Annotated in this window: 21 protein-coding genes; 11 read left to right on the top strand and 10 right to left on the bottom strand. The window is 61.0% G+C overall.

Annotation, left to right across the window (positions count from 1 at the left end):
- The first annotated feature begins 85 nt into the window (after nt 1-85).
- Nucleotides 86-1,462: a tRNA uridine-5-carboxymethylaminomethyl(34) synthesis GTPase MnmE gene (mnmE, locus tag R6258_RS03250; RefSeq protein ID WP_318447333.1), complete on the top strand. Its 1,377-nt coding sequence runs from the start codon at nt 86-88 to the stop codon at nt 1,460-1,462.
- A gap of 3 nt (nt 1,463-1,465) precedes the next feature.
- Here the strand turns inward: mnmE and R6258_RS03245 are convergent, their stop codons facing one another.
- The 4 genes from R6258_RS03245 to rdgB form a co-directional block, all read right to left on the bottom strand.
- The gene (locus R6258_RS03245; protein WP_318447330.1) at nt 1,466-2,320 is read right to left on the bottom strand and encodes a 23S rRNA (adenine(2030)-N(6))-methyltransferase RlmJ; all 855 of its coding nucleotides are present in this window, start codon (nt 2,318-2,320) and stop codon (nt 1,466-1,468) included.
- 68 nt (nt 2,321-2,388) lie between these two features.
- Nucleotides 2,389-3,063: an OmpA family protein gene (locus tag R6258_RS03240; protein WP_318447328.1), complete on the bottom strand. Its 675-nt coding sequence runs from the start codon at nt 3,061-3,063 to the stop codon at nt 2,389-2,391.
- Between the two features lie 49 nt (nt 3,064-3,112).
- Nucleotides 3,113-4,288, bottom strand: a complete 1,176-nt coding sequence (hemW, locus tag R6258_RS03235; RefSeq protein WP_318447326.1) for a radical SAM family heme chaperone HemW — start codon at nt 4,286-4,288, stop codon at nt 3,113-3,115.
- A complete protein-coding gene (gene rdgB, locus R6258_RS03230) occupies nt 4,285-4,875 on the bottom strand; it encodes an RdgB/HAM1 family non-canonical purine NTP pyrophosphatase (RefSeq protein WP_318447324.1) in 591 nt (196 codons plus the stop codon). The genes hemW and rdgB overlap by 4 nt, the downstream gene beginning before the upstream one ends.
- A 429-nt stretch (nt 4,876-5,304) precedes the next feature.
- Between rdgB and R6258_RS03225 the strand changes: the two genes are divergently transcribed.
- The 6 genes from R6258_RS03225 (at nt 5,305) to R6258_RS03200 (ending at nt 9,615) form a co-directional block, all read left to right on the top strand.
- Nucleotides 5,305-5,976: a LuxR C-terminal-related transcriptional regulator gene (locus R6258_RS03225; RefSeq protein WP_318447321.1), complete on the top strand. Its 672-nt coding sequence runs from the start codon at nt 5,305-5,307 to the stop codon at nt 5,974-5,976.
- A gap of 5 nt (nt 5,977-5,981) precedes the next feature.
- Nucleotides 5,982-6,485, top strand: a complete 504-nt coding sequence (locus tag R6258_RS03220; protein WP_318447319.1) for a CsgE family curli-type amyloid fiber assembly protein — start codon at nt 5,982-5,984, stop codon at nt 6,483-6,485.
- Between the two features lie 34 nt (nt 6,486-6,519).
- Nucleotides 6,520-6,918, top strand: coding sequence for a curli assembly protein CsgF (locus tag R6258_RS03215; protein ID WP_318447317.1), 399 nt, complete (start codon nt 6,520-6,522; stop codon nt 6,916-6,918).
- Between the two features lie 13 nt (nt 6,919-6,931).
- Entirely contained in the window at nt 6,932-7,768 is an 837-nt protein-coding gene (locus tag R6258_RS03210) for a CsgG/HfaB family protein (protein WP_318447314.1), read from the top strand.
- A gap of 258 nt (nt 7,769-8,026) precedes the next feature.
- Nucleotides 8,027-8,497, top strand: a complete 471-nt coding sequence (locus R6258_RS03205; protein WP_318447312.1) for a hypothetical protein — start codon at nt 8,027-8,029, stop codon at nt 8,495-8,497.
- A 95-nt stretch (nt 8,498-8,592) separates the two neighbouring features.
- Nucleotides 8,593-9,615, top strand: coding sequence for a hypothetical protein (locus tag R6258_RS03200; RefSeq protein WP_318447310.1), 1,023 nt, complete (start codon nt 8,593-8,595; stop codon nt 9,613-9,615).
- Between the two features lie 87 nt (nt 9,616-9,702).
- Here R6258_RS03200 and R6258_RS03195 read toward each other — a convergent pair whose 3' ends face one another.
- From R6258_RS03195 to R6258_RS03170, 6 genes are all read right to left on the bottom strand, one after another.
- Nucleotides 9,703-11,271 (bottom strand): AAA family ATPase, encoded by a 1,569-nt coding sequence (locus tag R6258_RS03195; RefSeq protein ID WP_318447307.1) that lies wholly within the window; start codon nt 11,269-11,271, stop codon nt 9,703-9,705.
- Nucleotides 11,272-11,299: 28 nt separating this feature from the next.
- Nucleotides 11,300-12,586: a glutamate-1-semialdehyde 2,1-aminomutase gene (gene hemL, locus R6258_RS03190; protein ID WP_318447305.1), complete on the bottom strand. Its 1,287-nt coding sequence runs from the start codon at nt 12,584-12,586 to the stop codon at nt 11,300-11,302.
- Nucleotides 12,587-12,661: 75 nt separating this feature from the next.
- Nucleotides 12,662-13,303 (bottom strand): thiamine phosphate synthase, encoded by a 642-nt coding sequence (thiE, locus tag R6258_RS03185; protein WP_318447302.1) that lies wholly within the window; start codon nt 13,301-13,303, stop codon nt 12,662-12,664.
- On the bottom strand, nt 13,300-14,130 hold the full coding sequence (locus R6258_RS03180) for a hydroxymethylpyrimidine/phosphomethylpyrimidine kinase (RefSeq protein WP_318447300.1): 831 nt from the start codon (nt 14,128-14,130) through the stop codon (nt 13,300-13,302). The genes thiE and R6258_RS03180 overlap by 4 nt, the downstream gene beginning before the upstream one ends.
- The gene (hemJ, locus tag R6258_RS03175; protein WP_318447298.1) at nt 14,130-14,561 is read right to left on the bottom strand and encodes a protoporphyrinogen oxidase HemJ; all 432 of its coding nucleotides are present in this window, start codon (nt 14,559-14,561) and stop codon (nt 14,130-14,132) included. Before hemJ ends, R6258_RS03180 begins: the two co-directional genes overlap by 1 nt.
- Before the next feature lie 18 nt (nt 14,562-14,579).
- A complete protein-coding gene (locus R6258_RS03170) occupies nt 14,580-16,328 on the bottom strand; it encodes a chloride channel protein (protein ID WP_318447296.1) in 1,749 nt (582 codons plus the stop codon).
- 206 nt (nt 16,329-16,534) lie between these two features.
- Between R6258_RS03170 and erpA the strand changes: the two genes are divergently transcribed.
- The 4 genes from erpA to R6258_RS03150 all read left to right on the top strand — a co-directional run bounded on the left by erpA (nt 16,535) and on the right by R6258_RS03150 (nt 19,358).
- Complete coding sequence (erpA, locus tag R6258_RS03165; protein WP_318447293.1) at nt 16,535-16,888, top strand: iron-sulfur cluster insertion protein ErpA; 354 nt, start codon at nt 16,535-16,537, stop codon at nt 16,886-16,888.
- A 111-nt stretch (nt 16,889-16,999) separates the two neighbouring features.
- Nucleotides 17,000-17,779: a transporter substrate-binding domain-containing protein gene (locus R6258_RS03160; protein WP_318447290.1), complete on the top strand. Its 780-nt coding sequence runs from the start codon at nt 17,000-17,002 to the stop codon at nt 17,777-17,779.
- Nucleotides 17,780-17,887: 108 nt separating this feature from the next.
- A complete protein-coding gene (locus R6258_RS03155; RefSeq protein WP_318447288.1) occupies nt 17,888-18,559 on the top strand; it encodes an amino acid ABC transporter permease in 672 nt (223 codons plus the stop codon).
- A gap of 10 nt (nt 18,560-18,569) precedes the next feature.
- Nucleotides 18,570-19,358: an amino acid ABC transporter ATP-binding protein gene (locus tag R6258_RS03150; RefSeq protein ID WP_318447285.1), complete on the top strand. Its 789-nt coding sequence runs from the start codon at nt 18,570-18,572 to the stop codon at nt 19,356-19,358.
- Nucleotides 19,359-19,546 lie beyond the last annotated feature (188 nt).

Here is a 19,546-nt window from a genome sequence, read left to right as displayed (position 1 = left end):
AGATCCAGACCCCCGCCACAGTGCGGGGGTCTGGCGTTGGGGCCCGACTATCGGCAATGGCCCGACCGCTATCCAGGAAACGCACATGCTCGACCAGCCGCTCTACACCCAGGACACCATCGCCGCCTTGGCTACGCCTCCCGGACGCGGCGGCGTTGGCATCATCCGCGTCTCGGGGCCTGCCTGCCAGGCGATCGCCGAGGCAGTGCTGGGTCGCTGCCCGGCGCCCCGCCACGCCTTCTACGGCGCGTTCACGGGGGCCAGCGGCCAGGCGATCGATGAGGGGATCGCCCTGTACTTCCCCGGCCCGCATTCGTTCACCGGCGAAGACGTGCTCGAACTGCACGGCCACGGCGGCACGGTGCTCATGGATCTGTTGCTCGAGCGCTGCGTCAACCTGGGCGCCCGGTTGGCCCGCCCGGGCGAATTCTCCGAGCGGGCCTTTCTCAACGACAAGCTCGACCTGGCCCAGGCCGAGGCGATTGCCGACCTGATCGACGCCAGTTCCCGCGCCGCCGCGGAAAATGCCCTTCGCTCGTTGCAGGGTGAATTCTCGACCCGGGTCGGCAGCCTGGTCGAACGCCTGATCGAATTGCGCATGTACGTCGAGGCGGCGATCGACTTCCCCGAGGAGGAGATCGACTTCCTGGCCGACGGCCGGGTCGCCGCGAAGCTCGGCGAGGTTCAGGACGAGCTCGCCGAGGTTCGCCGGGCGGCCGGCCAGGGCGCGCTGATGCGCGAAGGCATGAACGTGGTGATCGCCGGCCGGCCCAACGCCGGCAAGTCGAGCCTGCTCAACGCCTTGACCCAGCAGGAAACGGCGATCGTCACCGAGATCGCCGGCACCACCCGAGACGTCCTACGCGAGCATATCCATCTCGATGGCATGCCGTTGCATGTCATCGACACGGCCGGGCTGCGCGACACTCCGGACGCCGTCGAGCGGATCGGCGTGGCCCGTGCCTGGGCGGAGATCGAGAAAGCCGACCGGGTATTGCTGCTGGTCGACGCCACGACCGACCAGGCGACCGACCCGATGTCCATCTGGCCGGAGTTCGTCTCGCGGCTGCCCGACCCCGCTCGATTAACGCTGGTGCGCAACAAGATCGACAGCAGTCACGAGCCGCCCGGGCTCGAGTTATCCACAACCGCACCGATCATTCGCCTGTCTGCGAAAACCGGCCAGGGTGTGGATAGTCTCAAGGAACACTTGAAGTCGATCATGGGTTACTCGACCACCGCCGAGGGGCGTTTCTCGGCCCGCCGACGTCACCTGGATGCGCTCGACCGTGCCGAGCGCGCCCTGGACAATGGCGAAGCCCAGCTTCAGGGCTACGGCGCCGGCGAGTTGCTGGCCGAGGACCTGCGCGAGGCCCAGCAGGCGCTGGGTGAAATCACCGGCGCATTCAGCGCCGACGAATTGCTGGGCAAGATATTCGGCGAGTTCTGCATCGGCAAGTAAGCGCTATTCCGCAACCCACCAACCGGCTCGCTGACGCGCCTGCGGCCCGAATCGCGGCAACAGGCAAGCCAGCGCGTTCTCGAGCTCGTCGCCCAGCCCCCAGGGCGGATTGAACACCAGCAGGCCACTGCCGTACATGCCGTGCGTCGCGCTATCCAGTGAGTGCACCTCGAGCTCGCTGCGCCAGACCTTGCGTATGTCGGCCTTGCGTACCGCCTCGAGCAATGTCATGTGACGCCCCGCCGGAAGCAAGGGATACCAGATCATGACCACCGCGTGGCGAACCTTGCGCGCCACGAAGCTTAGCGACTCGGCCACTTCCGCGTACTCAGCCTTGCGCTCATAGCTGGGATCGATCAACACGCACAAGCGGGGCGTCGCGACCGGCAGCACCCGCTGCAGCCCCGCCAGGCCATCGCCATGGATCCGCCTCGCCTCCTGCAGGAGTGGCTGGCCGTCGAGATGACCATGCTCACCGGGATGCAACTCGAACAGCGACAGTCGATCGTGGCTTCTCAGGCCCTGGGCCAGCCACCATGGCGAGCCGGGGTAATGGCTCAGCGTCTTCGCGACACCAGGCTGTAGGCGCTGCAAGGCTGCCAACCAGCCATCAAGTAGCTCACTGCTTCCCGAGAGCGCCTGGCGTGCCGACCACAGCGCACCCACTCCCGATTCATACTCCTTGAGCTTCTGCGTCTCGGGTTCGGCGAGCCGGTAAAGGCCACGGCCGGCATGGGTATCTATATACGTAACAGGGCTTTTTTTACGTAATAAATAGCGGGTGAGGGAAAACAGCGCCAGATGTTTATGAACGTCGGCAAAGTTGCCGGCATGATAGGCGTGTTGGTAAGCGAGCATATGCCATCCTACGTAAAGAGCCCACCGCCGGCGAGGCGATGGGCTCGTTGGGCAATCGCTGCCGGAGATTACTGCTGCTGTATCGGCGTCACGGTGATCTCGACGCGACGATTCTGGGCGCGACCCTGTTCGGTATCGTTGCTGGCGACCGGCCGGCTTTCACCATAACCGACCCGGCTGAGGCGTTGGCTTTCTACCCCGCCCTGGACCAGGTAATCGCCGACTGCCGCGGCACGCCGCTCGGATAGCTGCTGGTTGTACGACTCGGCGCCGGTGCTGTCGGTGTAACCCGCGACGGTGATACGCGTTTCGGGGTACTGACGAAGCACCGTGGTCACGTCGTTGAGCGCCTGACGAGCCTCGCCGGACAACTCACTGGAATCGACGCCGAAGGTCACCTGGTTGGGCATATTGAGAACGATGTCGTTGCCCTGGCGTTCGACACCGATGCCGGTGCCCTGGAGACGCTCGCGCAGCTGCTGTTCCTGGCGATCCATGTAATAGCCGATACCGCCGCCGGCAGCGGCACCCACCGCGGCGCCAATGGCTGCATGGTCGCGTCGGCTCGAGGCGCTATCGCCGCTCAGCAGGCCCGCCACGGCACCTACGGCAGCGCCGATTCCTGCGCCGGTGGCGGTATTGTTGCGCTGGGAGTCACCGGCCTGGGGGGTGGTCGTGCTACAACCGCCAAGCGCCAGTACGCTCGCCAACGGTATGGCCATCCAGAGTCGCTTATCGATCATCCTGAACAAAACTCCTATCTCCTTGGTTTGCTTTATCGCTTGCAAAGGATCACTCGGTTTCATCGAGCAGGCCCAGCAAGTCGTTCAAGAATAACAGACCCTTCGGGGTCGCCTGCAGACGCTCATCGGAATCCACCAGAAGTCCTTTTTTGCGGGCCTGCTGTAGATGCGGCTCCAGCACGCCGAGCGAGCGCCCCGTGTGGGCCGACCACAGCGGCAGCGGCACGCCTTCCACCAGACGCAGCGCGTTCATGGCGAACTCGAGCGGTAGTTCATCGGCTTCAACGCGTTGGCGGCCGGCAATAAAGCCACGCGGGTCGTCGTGGCGGCGCAGGTAGGCATCGGGCTGACGACTCTTCCAACGCCGTTCCACGATCAGCTCGGCGTGTGCGTTCCAGGCACTCAGCTTGCCATGGGCACCCGCGCCGATGCCCAGATAGTCGCCGAATTGCCAGTAGTTGAGATTGTGGCGGGAAATGGCTCCCGGCCGGGCATAGGCGGATATCTCGTAACGAACCAGGCCGGCGGCCTCGAGGCGCTGGTGACCGGCATCCTGGATTGCCCAGAGCGTCTCGTCGTGCGGCAATACCGGTGGCTGGACGTAGAATTCCGTGTTGGGCTCGAGGGTCAACTGATACCAGGAGAGATGCTCGGGTGACAAGGACAAGGCCTGATCGATATCGGCCAGGGCCAACTCGAGGTCCTGCCCCGGCAGGCCGTGCATCAGATCCAGATTGATGTTGTCGAAACCCGCCCGCCTCGCGCTGTCGACGGCTCGGTAAGCCTCGTCACCGCTATGGATTCGTCCCAGCTTCGCCAGCTGATCCGGCTGAAAGCTCTGGATGCCCAGTGAAAGGCGGTTGATGCCGGCCTCGCGAAAACCCTCGAAACGCGACTGCTCCACGGTACCGGGATTGGCTTCCAGAGTGATCTCGCAATCATCATGCAAGAACAAGCGTTGCCGCAGCCCTTCGAGCAATTGCCGAAAGAAGCCGGGCGACATCAGGCTCGGCGTACCGCCGCCGATAAAGATGCTCTGCACCGGACGATCGCCAACCAGCGGGAGATCGTCCTCCAGGTCGGCGAGCAACGCCGACAGGTATTGCCGTTCGGGCAGCGCTGCATCACGGCCGACACCGTGGGAGTTGAAATCGCAGTAAGGGCACTTGCGGACGCACCAAGGCACGTGCACATACAGGGAGAGAGAGGGTAACGATGGCCTCAAGACAACTGCTCCAGAAGCGCACGAAGTGCGCGACCGCGATGGCTGAGCTGATTCTTTTCGCCAGCGCTGAGTTCAGCAGCGCTCATCCCGCACTCCGGCACCCAGAACAGCGAATCGTAGCCGAAACCGCCGTCGCCCCGCGGGTGCGCCAGGATTTCGCCGGACCAGTGTGTCTGGACGATGCGCGGAACGGGATCCTCGGCATGGCGCAACCATACCAGGACGCACCAATAACTGGCCGTACGCTGGCCTTCGGGAATATCCGCCAGTGCTTCTAGCAACTTGCGATTATTAGCGTCGTCGCTCTTGGGCTCGCCGGCATAGCGTGCCGAATGAATGCCCGGCGCACCATCCAGGACATCCACCGCCAGACCGGAATCATCGGCCAGCGCCGGTCGGCCACTGATGCGGCAGGCATGGCGGGCCTTGATCAGGGCGTTTTCCAGAAACGTCAGTCCCGTTTCATCGGCCTCGCTGACGGCATACTCACTTTGCGGCTCAATATGGTAGCCCAGCGGCTCCAGCAGGTGTCTGAACTCGTTCAGCTTGCCGGGGTTGCCGCTGGCCAGGACCAGGGATCTTTCCATGTGCTTGCGCTCTTGAATGGGTCTATACCCATTCTAAAGGCCGAGGCGCTTGACCGCGAATGGCTTTCAGACAGCAAGAAGCTAATGAAAAAAAGTCAGAGAAATAATCATTTAAGTATTAGAAAACTAATACCAAACTAGCTAAAAAATACTAATCTAAAAGGATTATTGGCCTGATTTTTTACCTACCAGATTTTTGTATCTATCGCCACCCACAATAGGTTTACCTTTAACTACCTATAAAATAATGGTTTTTGTAAAAGCAATAGACGTACGCGCGGCGATAGACAAAAAACTCATAAGCACTTCTATGTAACCTAACTTTACAAAAAGACAAAAAAGGACAACGCTCAGTCAAGCCTAAGCATGAGTGCGCAGGGACAGCATTAAAACTCAAAGATCGGCCCATACTTCGGGAGTAACAAAAAAATGAGTCAAGGGAACGCAACAATCATCCTGGTTACCGACTGCAATCCGCAAACGCAGCTGTTCATGGAGTACATCGCTGAACGGCTGGATTGCCAGATTTCGGCGGTCGCCCCGCATGACACCCAGGAAAACCTCGAAAACGGCAAGACCCTAGTTCTTCTGGATGCCGATCACGTCGATGAGAGCAGCATGCAGCAATGGCATACCAAGGCCGCCGAAAGCGAATCCATGACCCTGGCGGCGATCAATCTGCGCGACGAGGATCATGCCGCCGATGTGCTCTCTTCACTGCACTTGAAGGGAGTTTTCTACCGTCGTGACAGCATGGCCCTGATTTGCAAGGGCATCGGTGCCTTATTGGACGATGACCTATGGATGTCTCGTTCACTGATGACACGGCTGATCGAATTCTACCGCCGTCAGCAGCTCAATGCCTATCGGCCCGTCTGTGGCCTGACCCACCGCGAACTCGAGATCATCGGCCTGCTGGGTTCCGGCGCTTCGAACACTGAAATTGCCGACAAACTGTTCGTCAGCGAGCACACGGTCAAGTCTCACTTGTACAACATCTTCCGGAAGATCAAGGTGCATAACCGCATCCAGGCCATGAACTGGGCGCGACAGAATCTGGGCGCTCCTCCACCCAACCCCATCAAGCCGCAGCGTCGGTGATGGTCATGTCGCGCGCCAACTTATCCGTTGTCCTTCTGGTCGCCGCGATGACGCTCACAACGGCGGCAGGGGCACAGGATGTAACCGTACCGGATCCACAACGTGCGGCATCAGCGCAAAACGATAATCCTGAGGGAGCGGATGGCCCGGTACTCAACGACGCCTACAAACCTCATGGCGCTGCGAACCTCAGTGGCTTATTGATAGACCGTACGGTAACGATGATCGGTAAGACCTTTTTTCGGCAATTCAGCCAAATCCGTCTGGACAGCTTGTTACTGAGCGATATAAGTCTCACCGTCCATGAAAGGCCCTCGGCACGTTGGGGCAGCTTAATCTGGATTACCGAAGACAATCGCATACTTTACCAGGCGACATTGCCACCCAGGCTGAGCGACGTCGACCAATACGCTACCGCAGCGGTGGAGCAGGTCGAGCAACTTCATTTACAACGAAAAATCATGCAGGCCCTAGACAATAATGGCGATCTAGCTGGCGACGAATGGTAACCAGGTCTAGGTCGGATACGCGAGGAAACGAGTCATGAAAGCATACCCCACTATCCTGGCAATGATGTTAGCCAGCAGCCCGCTATACGCCGGAGAACTGATCTATCAGCCAATCAACCCCTCATTTGGCGGCGACCCCTTGAATGGCAACTACTTGCTGAACAAGGCCCAGGCTCAAGACAACAACAAAGACCCGGACGCACTCGACTACGGCAGTTTCAGTGAATCGGATTTGTTCCTGCAGGATTTACGTAGTTCATTGACCAATGATGCCATAGAAGATGCTTTGGAAAACGGCACCAACAGTACCATTGATAGCTCCAATTTGAACATCAAGATTACCAGTCTTCAAGGCGGCGGCTTCGAGATGCTGATCCTTAATAAACAGACGGGTGAAAGAACCACCGTCAGATTTGGCACGCCCAGCCTTTGAGGAGTCGCGCAACATGAAAATTATCACTACAAGCCTTCTCACTTGCACTCTGCTGCTTTCAGGCTGTACTGGCATGGTCACCAATGTCGAGGGCCTGGAGGAGGCACCCGCAACCTTGATGCCCCGCTCCGGAACCTATAGCGATCTCATAAGCCTGCCACGCCCGAGCGCCAGGATTTATGCGGCCGTTTACGATTTCCGCGATCAGACCGGCCAATACAAGCCACAACCGGCGAGCACGTTCTCCACCGCGGTGACCCAGGGGGGGGCGGCCATGTTGAGCGGGGCCTTGGCCGATTCGGGCTGGTTCATTCCGCTCGAACGGGTCGGGCTGCAGAATCTCCTGACTGAACGCAAAATCATTCGTGCCAATCTCGAACGCACGGGACGCACCGATGAACTCAGCTCGCTCAACGCTGCACGCGTGCTGCTGGAAGGAGGGATCATAGCCTACGACTCGAACGTTCGTACGGGAGGGGCAGGAGCCGAGTACTTCGGGATCGGCGCTTCGGGGAAATATCAGGTCGATCAGGTCACGGTCAACTTGCGAGCCATCGATATCGCTACGGGAGAAGTGCTCGGCAACGTGACGACCAGCAAGACGATTTTTTCGCACGAGTTACGGGCGGGTGTGTATCGCTTTATCGACTTCAAGAGATTGCTGGAAGGAGAGATCGGCTACACCAATAACGAGCCGGTACAAATGGCCGTCATGTCAGCCATCGAGTCTTCAGTGATCCATCTTATTGCACGTGGCATCCAGGACGGACTCTGGACACTCGCCGATCCCGCTAAAATCGATGACCCGATCCTCAGTGCCTACCTGGAAGCGCCGACACCGATGCTCTAGTCGCTGCCGCTTTCCATTCCAGACGCCCTCATTGAGGGCGTTTTTTATATCGTAAATCTGCCAGCCATGTCCGAGAGATGACAAGAGTCAATTTCAAGACCCTTTGGTATTAGATTTCTAATGTCGACAAGTTAACCTCGCCACTAAAACTCTCTTGTAATTAGTTAAACAAACCATCTGCAACTCCATTTTTTCTTCCTATGGCGCGAAAGCCAAAAGGTATCAAAATGTAAACAAATGATAACGCCAGGACACGAAATGAAACGCCTTCTTCTCCTCGCCTGCTTCCTGGTAACGCCAACAGTTTATGGGTACGACATGGCTATTGGTTCGGAGCTTGAAGTAACAGGATCATCCAGGGGCTCGAATACATCCCTTATTCAACAGACCGGCACCTCTAATCGCGCCATCAACGTACAGAGTGGCTACGGCAACAGTGCCACCATCGCGCAACTAGGCCAGAGCAACCAGGCATCGATCCGCCAGAATGCCTACAGCAACGAAGCTGCCATATTGCAGTCGGGCGGTTACTTACGCGCCGACATCACACAAACCGGCGCCAGCCATGACGCCACGATAGTTCAATCAGGGTACGACAAGGAAGCGGCCATTAACCAACTAGGGGTTTCCGGCGCTGCAGCCGTACTCCAACTGGGTGGCGGTCATACCCCAATCAGCGTGACACAGTTTTCCCGAGGGCGAGCCAGCATTCAGGTCATTCAGCACTAGTCGCCAACGGCAGTTTTTGGAGCAGTAACGACAGGACGTCGACCACGAAAGCAGTAAACGAATTACACAATCAAAGTAAAAGAAGGGAACATATCATGAAATTCAAAATGACACTGTTGGCTACCGCTATTGCACTATCCACCAACGCCATGGCCAATAACGAATCCGACATAGAACAGACTGGATTCGGTAACCGCGCCGACGCCACCCAGTATTCAAGCTGGTTCGGTGGGCATAACGACTCCACCATCGATCAGGAAGGCGGCCACAATCAGGCGACGGTCATGCAAAGCGGCCTGCGCAATGAAGCCACCCAGCTTCAAGAAGGTTGGGGCAACAGCTCGCAGGTCTCTCAACATAACGCCTTCAATGAAGCCGTCGTCACCCAGAGCGGCGTCGGCAACCAGTCTCAGGTAGATCAGGAAGGGTACAACAGCGCAGCCAAAGTGACCCAGAACGGCTATTACAATGACTCCTCTGTCTACCAGGCCGGGGGGGATTTTGCCGCCGTCACGCAGAACGGTCATAGCAACGATTCCACTGTCACGCAAACCGGTCACGACGATGTCGCCCTCGTTACACAGAATGGCAGCTATCACGACTCATCGGTAGAACAAGGCGGCCACGACAACTACGCCAAGATCGAGCAAAGCGGTTTCGACCAGGATTCCACCGTCACGCAACGCGGGGAAGACAACGCAGCTACCGTCTACCAGTCCGGTGCTCATAACGACTCAACCATCTCTCAGCGTGACGAAAACAACTACGCTACGGTGGAGCAGTCAGGATTCGGACAGTCCTCCGATATCTACCAGAGCGGCGAGAGCAACTTCGCCGAAACGACCCAGAGTGGCTTCAACAACGATGCCATGGTCGAGCAGACAGGCTGGAATAGCGATTCCTACATCACCCAGAGCGGCTACAACGACGTGGCAACGGTCAGCCAAGACGGCCTGAGCAACGAATCGACCATCACCCAAGGGGCGCTGGGCGGCTTCGTCGGCAGCATGATGAGCATGGCCGCGAACAACGCGACAGTGGTACAGCATGGCTACAACAATGCTTCCACAATCGCCCAGACTGGCGGCGGCAACATGGCCAACGTCTATCAGTACTAAGCTGCAGCCTCCTGACCGTCATCAGTGACAAAAGCTGTACGAAAAAGCCCCGCGCAAGCGGGGCTTTTTCTTGTACCGCGGCTACAACTATTGCAATCGCAAGCGTTCCTGGATCAGCCCCACCAGGGTCAAGTTGGCGTTATCCGCGGTGGTATCCAGATGGACCAGATGCAGCCGTTCATCCTCTTCGAACGCTTCGAAATCGCGCAGCTGTCGCTCGAGCACGGACAATCCGGCTTCCGAAGGATCGCCTCCTCGCTTCGCGCGCTTGATGATACGGGCACGCAACGTCTCCTCATCGGCTTCGAAGCTGACCATCAGCACCGGCAATCCGCGAGCTTCGGCCTGTTGGCGTAGCAGATCACGTTGTTCGCGCTTCAGGCATGTCGCGTCGATACATACCGGGAAACCGGCCTCCAACAATACGCCGCTCAGTTGTGCCAGGCGCCGATAGGTCTGCTCGGTGGCCTCGGGCGTGTAGATATCCACATCCGCCCGTCCGGTTCTGGCCTGTGGATCGAAGCCGAACAGCCGCTTGCGCTCGACATCCGAACGTAGCCGGATTCCACCCAGACGCTGGACCATTTCGCCGGTGAAACGGCTCTTGCCACTGCCCGAAACACCCACCCCGATAACCAGATAGGGGAAATTGAACTCGGCGTATTGCTCGGCCAGGGCGATGTAGCGTCGGTAATCGGCCATGATCGCCTGACGGTCGACCGGGTGCAGTTCCGGCTGGTGATAGCGCAGCATTGCCACCTTGGCCCGCACCAGCGCACGGTACAGTTTGTAGAAAGGCAGCAATCGCACCAGCGTGTGATCGCCCGACAGCTCCAGATAGCGATTAAGGGCGTGATTGGCGAACGCCTGCTCGCCACGCGCTTCCAGATCCATGAGCAGGAAGGCGAGATCGCTGCCGACATCGTTCCAGCGCAGCTCATCGTTGAACTCGATGCCATCGAAGAGCAGTGCCTGCCCCTCGTGCTGGACGGCATTGCCCAGGTGCACGTCGCCATGGGTTTCGCGCACGTAGCCTTCGCGATGGCGTCGGCCGAACTCGCCGGACAGCCGTTCGAAGGCCTCCGTCACCCAGGTCCTGAGGTGCTCGAGACGGCGCAGGTCGGCGCCGCTCGCCAGGCGCGATTCGATCAGTTCGAACTCGCGCGCGAGAATCGCCTGCAGCGCAACGCGCGAGCCGTGGTCGCTCTCGGAGGGGAGACGTTCGGCGCCTTCATGGAACACCACCAACTGGTCGACCAGATTGTCGAGCAACTCCAGTGAGAGTTCGCCGCTGGCCTGCAGATGGCTGAAAAGATGACGGTTACTGAACTGGCGCATCTTCACCGCGTATTCGAAGGGTTCACTGTCGTCGTTGACCCGGGGTCGCCGGGCATCGCCGGACAGCGCCACCACACCGAGATACAGATTAGGCGACAAGCGACGATTGAGGCGCACCTCCTGCTCGCAGAAGCGCAGGCGTTTCTCGCGTGTGGAAAAGTCCAGGAAACTGCCGTAATCGAGCGGCTTCTTGATCTTGTAGGCGAACTCGCCGGTCAGCACGATCCAAGAAATATGCGTTTCGAAGATCTCGATGGCCGTGACCGGATGGTCATAGCATGCGGGGTCGTTGAGGGCATCGATCATAACCTGGCTCACGGCAGTCTCCCTACAGTCTGCAAATGGTTCAGCTTGCCATCCCGGCAAAAACATGCGCCGCAGCATCCAGCGTCTGACGGATATCCTCATCGCCGTGGGCGCTCGACATGAAGCCGGCCTCGAAGGGCGAGGGCGCCAGGTAGACGCCGTGATCGAGCATCGCGACGAAGAAGCGGCGGAACTGTTCGGCGTCGCAAGCGGTCGCCTGGGCGAAATTCTCGACCCGGGACTGACCGGTGAAGAAGATCCCGAACATCCCCCCGGCTCGCTGCGTGATCAGTTCGATGCCGGCCTCCGCGGCGCGCTGCTCGAGCCCGTCGCACAACGTCGCCACCCGCGTGGCCAACGCCTCATGGAAACCCGGCTCACGCACCTTGCCGATCAGCGTGATCCCGGCGGCCATGGCCAGTGGATTGCCGGACAGCGTACCGGCCTGGTAGACCGGTCCCAGCGGCGAGATGTGCGACATGATCTCCTGCTTGCCACCGAACGCCCCCACCGGCATACCACCGCCAACGATCTTGCCCAGGCAAGTCAGGTCAGGAGTCACCGCGTAATGCGCCTGGGCGCCGCCCAGCGCGACGCGAAAGCCGGTCATCACCTCGTCGAAGATCAGCACGCTACCGTATTGATCGCAGCGTTCGCGCAGCGCCTCGAGGAAGCCGGGACGCGGCGGGATGCAATTCATGTTGCCGGCGACCGGCTCGACGATCAGCCCGGCGATCTCATCGCCGATTTCGGCGAAGCACGCATCCAGCGCGTCGCTATCGTTGTAGGGCAGGGTGATGGTGTGTTCGGCGAGCGAGGCAGGGATGCCCGGCGAGCTCGGCTCGCCATGGGTCAGCGCCCCCGAACCGGCCTTGACCAGTAACGAGTCGGTATGGCCATGGTAGTTGCCCTCGAACTTGACGATCTTGTCGCGTCCGGTATAGCCACGCGCCAGGCGCACCGCCGACATCGTCGCCTCGGTGCCGGAATTGACCATCCGCACCATGTCGATCGACGGGATGATCTCGCAGATCAGATCCGCCATGGTGGTCTCGATAGCGGTCGGCGTGCCGAACGATAGGCCGGCATCGAGCCGCTCGCGCACGGCGCCAAGCACCTCGGGGTCGGCGTGACCGGTGATCATCGGCCCCCACGAGCCCACGTAGTCGATATAGCGCTTGCCCTCGACGTCGAACAGATAGGCGCCCTGGGCACGCTCCATGAACAATGGCGGGCGATCCATGCCCTTGAAGGCCCGGACCGGTGAATTCACGCCCCCGGGGATGTGCCGGCAGGCCCGTTCGAAGAGTTCGGCGGAAGTGGTCATGTCGGCCTCACGTCAGAATTGTGGATAACTCTCTGGACAGTTGGAATAACTTGCAGTTGGCAGCTTGTGGATAAGCTATGCATAGCCGGCACGGCGCCGCAACAGGGCGACGCGCTCGGCCGGGTCACCGCCACCGAATACCGCGTGTACCGTCGCCAGCAGATCGCCCCCGGCACGTCTCACCCTGGCCACATTGTCGACGTCCAGCCCGCCGATGGCCACCCGCGGCAGGCCGAAGCGCGCCGCTTCGTCGAGCAGTTCGAGCGACGCCGGCGTGGCCTCGGGTTTGGTGTGCGAGGCGAAGAAGCGGCCGAAGGCCAGATAGCTGGCTCCCGCTGTTGCTGAGCGCTCGGCGATCGCCAGACTGGCGTAGCAGCTGGCACCGACGATCGCGTCGCTGCCCAGCAGGCGACGCGCCTCGTCCAGCGAACCATCCTCCTCGCCGAGATGCAGGCCGACGCCGTCGAAGCCTGCCTCGCGCAAGCGATGCGCCAGCGCGAGATCGTCGTTGATGATCAGCGGCACCCCGTAGCGCCGGCACAACTCGGCCAGCGCCCGCGACTGTCGCCAGCGGCGTGCGTCGTCGGCGGACTTGTCGCGATACTGCAGCAGGGCCAGGCCGCCCTGCAACGCCGCCTCACAGGCTGCGATCAGCCGCTCATCGTCGGGCAACAGGCTGCTATCGGTGATCGCGTAGATGCCCCGCTGCCAGCTCATAGGGTGTCCTCTTCGGTGGTGAATGGCGTCGACTGCTGCCACACGCGACGCGGCAAGGCTTGGCCATTGCCCGGTCGCCAGCCGTGGCGCAGGCTGTGCCAGGCGAAGCGCTGTGCCTGTTCGCAAGCGCTTACCAACCGCTCGCCGGCCGCCATTCGCGCGGCCAGCGCGGAGGCCAGCGTACAGCCGGAGCCGTGATAGTGATTCGCCAGGCGCGGCCATTGCCATTGGCGGCTACAGTCGGGGGTGTGCAGGGTATGCACTACCTGGTCGGCGGCGGTGCCGGGGGCCGGCTCGTCGGTGCCGGTGATCAGCAGTGCCTGGCAACCCAGCGACAGCAGTTCGACGACGCGCTCGACATCGTCACCCTGCTTGCCGGCCAGGCGCGCCAGTTCGCGGCGATTGGGGGTCAGCACGTCGACCAGCGGCAGCAAGCGACGGCGCAAGTCGTCGATCAGCTCGGGCGAACTCAGTTCGCTGCCGCCGCCGGCGCTGAGCACGGGATCGACCACCACCGGCACTCCGGGGCAGGCGCGAATCACGTCCTCCACGGCATCGAGCGTTTGCTCGGCGGCGATCAGGCCCACCTTGATCGCCGCGATCTCGAACTCATCGAGTAGCGGCCAGACCATGTCGCGCACGCTATCGGCCGAACAGGGCATGACCCGCAATACGTCGCGGGTAGTCTGCACCGTGAGGCTGGTCGGCACGGTGAGCGCCCACCCGCCACAGGCGGCGATCGCCTCGGCATCGGCAATCAGCCCGGCGCCGCCGGTCGGGTCGTGACCGCCCAGTGCGAGCACCACGGGTAACGAGGCATCCAGCATCAGAACGGTCTCACCACGGCCAAGATGAGAATCAGCACCAGCGCGATTGTCGGCACTTCGTTGAAGACTCGGAAGAAGCGCTCCGACTTCCCGCAGGTTCCCGTCGCCAGGCGCTTCATGTAGGCCAGGCAGATATGGTGATAACCGATCAGCGCGGCCACCAGCAGCAACTTGGCCAGCAGCCAGCCTTTACCTAGGAAACCCGGCGCCAAGTATAGGATCCAGCCGCCAAAGACCAGCACGGCGAGCATCGAAGGGGTCATGATGCCGCGATACAGCTTGCGCTCCATTACCTTGAAATAGTCGATGGCTTGCTCATCGCCCCGGTCGCGGGCCTGGGCATGGTAGACGAACAGCCGCGGCAGGTAGAACAGCGCCGCAAACCAGGCCACCATGGCCAGCAGGTGCAGGGTTACTATCCACGGATACATCCATATCTCCCGGTTGATTCAGCGCTTGTAGCGGTAGTAGTTCTCGATGGCGTCGCGGGTGATGATACCGGAAATCTTCTGGATCATCGGCGCCGTGGTGTGCTGAACGTAGAGCGCGTCGACACCATAGTCGTTGAGACGATCGAAGGCTTCGCTGAGCGTCGCCTGAAGATGGATCGGCGCCAGCTCGAGGCGCTGGCCGGGGATCTCGAGCAGGTCGATGCTCTCCTCCTCGAGTCCCTGCTCGTCGAGCAAAGCCCGCGCCAGGTCGGCGGCCTTGAGCGCCAGCGGCGGCTTGTCGTCGCTGGAACGGGTGATCACCAGCCAGGTGGGCTTGTCCTCGAGCAGGGCCTTGGCCTGTTCGCGGCTGACTCTGCGCTGGGTGCGCGCCAAGCTGCGTTCCATCACCGCCGGCACCGCGACCCGCGACAGCGCCTGCATCAATGGCTGCTGCAACCGATGCAGGCCATGTTGCGTCTGGGTCACGAAGAACCCCTGGCACTTACAGACTTGGCGTGAAGTGAGCATCGCCACCGCAACCGACAGCATGCCCGGTAGGATGATATTGGGATTGTGAGTCAGCTCGAGCAGCGCCATCAGCGCCGCCAGCGGTGCCTGCAGCACGGCGCCCATCATCGCCGCCATGCCCAGCATGGCGTAGAGCGCAGCGTCAGAAGCGACCTGCGGCCATAGCCAGCCTCCTAGCATTCCGCATAGCGCCCCCGCAGCGGCACCGACCACCAGTACCGGCCCGATGATGCTGACCGACACTCCGCAGGCGACGGCGCCGGCGGTCAATAACAACTTACCGATAGCGACGGCAACAAGAACGTCCGTGGCCACGTTGCCGGTCAAGGTGGCGCCCAAGGTGTCATAGCCCATGCCCTGGACCTGGGGATACCACCAGGCCACTGCGCCGACGGCCACGCCGACCATGGCCAGACGCAGCCACCCGGGCACAGACTCCAGGTACGAGCCGCTGCGGGCGATATGGACGAACAGACCGGCAAGAAGCCCGATGACCAACGCGGTGACGATGATCCACGGCAAATCGATCAGCGACCCCAGGCTCACCGGAGGGACCTGGAAGGCCGGATCGCTCCCGTAGACCAACTGTGCGATCACTGCTCCGGTGCTCGATGCCAGGATCACCGGCAGGAAACCGGCCGTGGTGTACTCCATCAGCACCACTTCCATGGCGAAGATGACCCCGGCGATGGGCGTGTTGAACGACACCGCGATACCCGCTGCCGTGCCGCACCCGACCAGCACTCGCAAGCTGTTGTGAGGCAGACGCAGGCGCTGGCCAAGCCCACTGGAGGCCGCCGCGGCGAGATGGATCGCCGGCCCCTCGCGCCCGGCAGAGAGCCCGCCGACCACGGAAACGATCCCGATCCACCACTGGTTGATCCAGTTGCGTAGCGGAAAGCGCCCCTGGTGGTAACTGAGCCGTTCGATGACATGGGCAATGCCGATCTTGCGTGCCTGGGGTGGCTGGCGCCACAGCCAGAGCCCGATCAGGGTGACCGCGGCGATCGGCAACAGCGAGCGCAGGCAGGGCGACAGCGCCTCGAAGGACTCGATGTTTCCATGCGGCATCAGCAGCCAGGCGCCCAAGCTGAGGAGCAAGCGGAAGATGACCATCACGCCGCCGGTCACCACCCCCGAGGCAACCCCGAGTACACAGAGCTGGGGCAGCGAATCGACACTGGCCAGCTGGCGGCGGAAACGCTCGAGGCTAAGATCGGGCAAGGTCAGACGAGGCAAGACACGTTCCTTACAGTCTGGCTGGGGAAGGCTGGAAATAGGCCAGAGAAATCACCCACACCTTGTGTATCATATTTCAGGGTTAACGTCTCAGCCGCAGGCGGCCACGCGCCCGCTGGCAAAAGTTGACCCTTTTGCTAGGGATTGTGGATAATTGGCCCAGTCACTGACGTAATGAGTCACTCACGAATTCCGGAGGCCCCATAATGAGCGGTGCCGCATCCTTCGCCCCCACGCCGTTGCTGCTGACCGATTCGGCCGTTCATCGCCTGCGTGCGCTGGCCGACGAGGAGGGCAATACGTCCCTCAAACTGCGCGTCTACGTCACCGGCGGTGGCTGCTCGGGCTTTCAATACGGCTTCGATTTCGCCGACAGCGTGGCCGAGGACGATACCCTGATCGAGATCGACGACGTCGCCATGGTCGTCGACCCGCTGTCCTATCAATACCTGGTCGGCTCGACCGTCGACTTCGAGGAAGGCCTGGCCGGCGCACGATTTTTGATCAAGAATCCCAATGCCACCTCGACCTGCGGCTGTGGTTCCTCGTTCATGGTCTGAGCCATCCGTGACGGCCATAACGGACCGCTCGACCCCGCTTGACGCTTCCCCGGGAACTCGCCAAGGTAAAAAGGCATGTTCCATGAACAATATTCGAACTTGGGGAACTTCATGAAAAACAAACTCGTTAAACAGATTTCGCTGGGCTCGGCACTGGCGTTCGGCGTCGGGCTTTCCGCCGCCGCCCAAGCCGAGACCCTGCAGGCCGCGACCGATCCGAGTTTCGTACCGTTCGAGATGATGGACCAGGAAAGCGGCGAAATGGTCGGCTTCGACATGGATATCCTGCATGCCATCGCCGAGCGTGCCGGCTTCGATGTCGATCTGCGTACCATGGATTTCAACGGCATCATTCCCGCCGTGCAGACCGGCAATGTCGACCTGGCCATTGCCGGCATCACCATCACCGACGAGCGCGAAGAGATCGTCGACTTCAGCGACCCGTACTACGATTCGGGCCTGCGCATCCTGGTCGCCGCCAATAACGACGAGGTACAGGAAATCGGCGATCTCGAAGGGATGCGTATCGGCACCAAGATCGGTTCTACCAGTTACGACTACCTGCAGGAAAACCTCGGCGACAGCGCCGAAATCACCCCTTATCCGGGCAGTGCCGATATGTACATGGCACTGATGGGTGGCAGTGTTGATGCCGTTTTCTACGATTCTCCCAACGTCGGCTACTTCGCCAAGACCAAGGGTGAAGGCCGGGTCAAGACCGTCGGTCCGCTCTATGAAGGCCAGCAGTATGGGATCGCGTTCGCCAACGGCAGCAAATGGGTCGAACCGGCCAACGAAGCGCTCGCCGAAATGAAGGAAGACGGTACCTACGACGAGATTCACAAGAAGTGGTTCGGTGAGGCGCCCAGCCAGGACAGCACCGCCAAGTAACCGCACTTCACCGTGATGAACGGGGCCGGGTAGCCAAGCGTCCGGCCCCGTTTCGTTGCATGCCCAACAAGCGCTCCGTTGTCGGGGCGCCCACCCGGAGACCACGACGTGGACGTCACTTTCCAGTTCGACTGGCAGGCGGCCATCGCCTCGATCCCTTATCTCCTCGAGGGGATCCCCTGGACGCTGCTGATCTCGTTCGGTGGCCTGGCCATCGGCTTCATCATCGGCATCGTCTTCGGCCTGCTACGCATCAATCCGATCCGCCTGCTGCGCTGGCCGGCGATCGCCTACATCGAGATCTTCCGCGGCACCCCGGTGCTCGTCCAGGTGCTGTTCATCTTCTATGGCCTGCCACAGATCATCGGCGGACCCATCAATGCGCTCACCGCCGGCATCGCTGCCATCGCCCTCAATTCGGGTGCGTACATCTCGGAAATCGTACGCGGCGGCGTGCAGTCGATCGAGAAGGGCCAGCGCGAAGCCGGCTTGTCGTTGGGGCTCTCCCGTACCCAGGCGTTTCGCTACATCATCTGGCCGCAAGCCTTGCGCCGCATGATTCCGGCACTCGGTAACCAAGGTATCGTCAGCATCAAGGATACCTCGCTGTTCTCGGTGATCGGTGTCGGCGAGCTGGTCCGCCAGGGCCAGATCTACATCGCGACCACCTTCACCGCGCTGGAGGTCTACTTCATGGTCGCGCTGATGTATCTGGCGATCACCCTGAGCCTGTCATTCGCCCTGCGGCTACTCGAACGCCGCGGTCTGGTCGGCCAATAAGGAGCACGCCATGAACGATACACAGCGTCACGCCGCCGTCCCGGCCGCCGACAAGGCGCCCATCGTCAAGATGGAAAAGGTCAACAAGCATTTCGGTTCGCTGCATGTCATACAGGACATCGATCTCGAGGTGGCCACCGGTGAGGTAGTGGTGATCGTCGGTGCCAGCGGCTCCGGAAAGTCGACCCTGATTCGCTGCGTCAACGGCCTCGAAGAGTTCCAGAGCGGCGCCATCGAAGTCGACGGCAACCAGCTGCTGCCCTACGGCAAGAGCGGCAAGTCGCTGCAGACCATTCGCACCGAAGTCGGCATGGTCTTCCAGCAGTTCAATCTATTTCCGCATCTGTCGGTGCGCGACAACGTCACCCTGGCACCGCTCAAGGTGCGTGGCTGGAACCGCCAGCATTCGACCGAGATCGCCGACCGGCTGCTCGAGCGGGTCGGCATCAGTGATCAGGCCGACAAGTACCCCAGCCAGCTCTCCGGTGGCCAGCAACAGCGCGTCGCCCTGGCCCGGGCGCTGGCCATGGAACCGCGGCTGATGCTGTTCGACGAGCCGACCTCGGCGCTCGATCCGGAAATGATCGGCGAGGTGCTCGATGCCATGCGCGAACTGGCCAACGAGGGCATGACGATGATGATCGTCACCCACGAGATGGGCTTCGCCCGGGAAGTCGCCGACCGGGTGATCTTCGTCCATGGCGGCCGCATCGTCGAACAGGGCCCGCCGGACGAGATCTTCGACAACCCCCGCCACGAACGCACCCAATCCTTCCTCGCGCGGGTGCTCAAGCACTGACGGTTTGGCCGCACCCAGGCAGGCATTAATGACTCCTTTTGCCTGCCTGGACGTGCCGACCCATCCAATTCGAGGATCTGTCTTGCCTACCAAGCCGCCCACAGCGGCTTTTTTCGTCTGTGGATAAAATTTTCTGCCAGCCCCCTTAAATCTCTCCACAACCCGCATGCCAGACGACGTTCGCGCTT

The organism is Halomonas sp. HP20-15 (assembly GCF_033446685.1).
GTDB lineage: Bacteria > Pseudomonadota > Gammaproteobacteria > Pseudomonadales > Halomonadaceae > Modicisalibacter.
This window is presented reverse-complemented; position numbering and strand designations above follow the sequence as displayed.

What these genes read in the sequence shown, in the direction of transcription:
- mnmE (WP_318447333.1), top strand. Translation starts at nt 86, where the DNA reads ATGCTCGACCAGCCGCTCTACACCCAGGACACCATCGCCGCCTTGGCT.
- R6258_RS03245 (WP_318447330.1), bottom strand. Translation starts at nt 2,320, where the DNA reads ATGCTCGCTTACCAACACGCCTATCATGCCGGCAACTTTGCCGACGTT.
- R6258_RS03240 (WP_318447328.1), bottom strand. Translation starts at nt 3,063, where the DNA reads ATGATCGATAAGCGACTCTGGATGGCCATACCGTTGGCGAGCGTACTG.
- rdgB (WP_318447324.1), bottom strand. Translation starts at nt 4,875, where the DNA reads ATGGAAAGATCCCTGGTCCTGGCCAGCGGCAACCCCGGCAAGCTGAAC.
- R6258_RS03225 (WP_318447321.1), top strand. Translation starts at nt 5,305, where the DNA reads ATGAGTCAAGGGAACGCAACAATCATCCTGGTTACCGACTGCAATCCG.
- R6258_RS03220 (WP_318447319.1), top strand. Translation starts at nt 5,982, where the DNA reads ATGTCGCGCGCCAACTTATCCGTTGTCCTTCTGGTCGCCGCGATGACG.
- R6258_RS03215 (WP_318447317.1), top strand. Translation starts at nt 6,520, where the DNA reads ATGAAAGCATACCCCACTATCCTGGCAATGATGTTAGCCAGCAGCCCG.
- R6258_RS03210 (WP_318447314.1), top strand. Translation starts at nt 6,932, where the DNA reads ATGAAAATTATCACTACAAGCCTTCTCACTTGCACTCTGCTGCTTTCA.
- R6258_RS03205 (WP_318447312.1), top strand. Translation starts at nt 8,027, where the DNA reads ATGAAACGCCTTCTTCTCCTCGCCTGCTTCCTGGTAACGCCAACAGTT.
- R6258_RS03200 (WP_318447310.1), top strand. Translation starts at nt 8,593, where the DNA reads ATGAAATTCAAAATGACACTGTTGGCTACCGCTATTGCACTATCCACC.
- hemL (WP_318447305.1), bottom strand. Translation starts at nt 12,586, where the DNA reads ATGACCACTTCCGCCGAACTCTTCGAACGGGCCTGCCGGCACATCCCC.
- thiE (WP_318447302.1), bottom strand. Translation starts at nt 13,303, where the DNA reads ATGAGCTGGCAGCGGGGCATCTACGCGATCACCGATAGCAGCCTGTTG.
- R6258_RS03180 (WP_318447300.1), bottom strand. Translation starts at nt 14,130, where the DNA reads ATGCTGGATGCCTCGTTACCCGTGGTGCTCGCACTGGGCGGTCACGAC.
- hemJ (WP_318447298.1), bottom strand. Translation starts at nt 14,561, where the DNA reads ATGTATCCGTGGATAGTAACCCTGCACCTGCTGGCCATGGTGGCCTGG.
- erpA (WP_318447293.1), top strand. Translation starts at nt 16,535, where the DNA reads ATGAGCGGTGCCGCATCCTTCGCCCCCACGCCGTTGCTGCTGACCGAT.
- R6258_RS03160 (WP_318447290.1), top strand. Translation starts at nt 17,000, where the DNA reads ATGAAAAACAAACTCGTTAAACAGATTTCGCTGGGCTCGGCACTGGCG.
- R6258_RS03150 (WP_318447285.1), top strand. Translation starts at nt 18,570, where the DNA reads ATGAACGATACACAGCGTCACGCCGCCGTCCCGGCCGCCGACAAGGCG.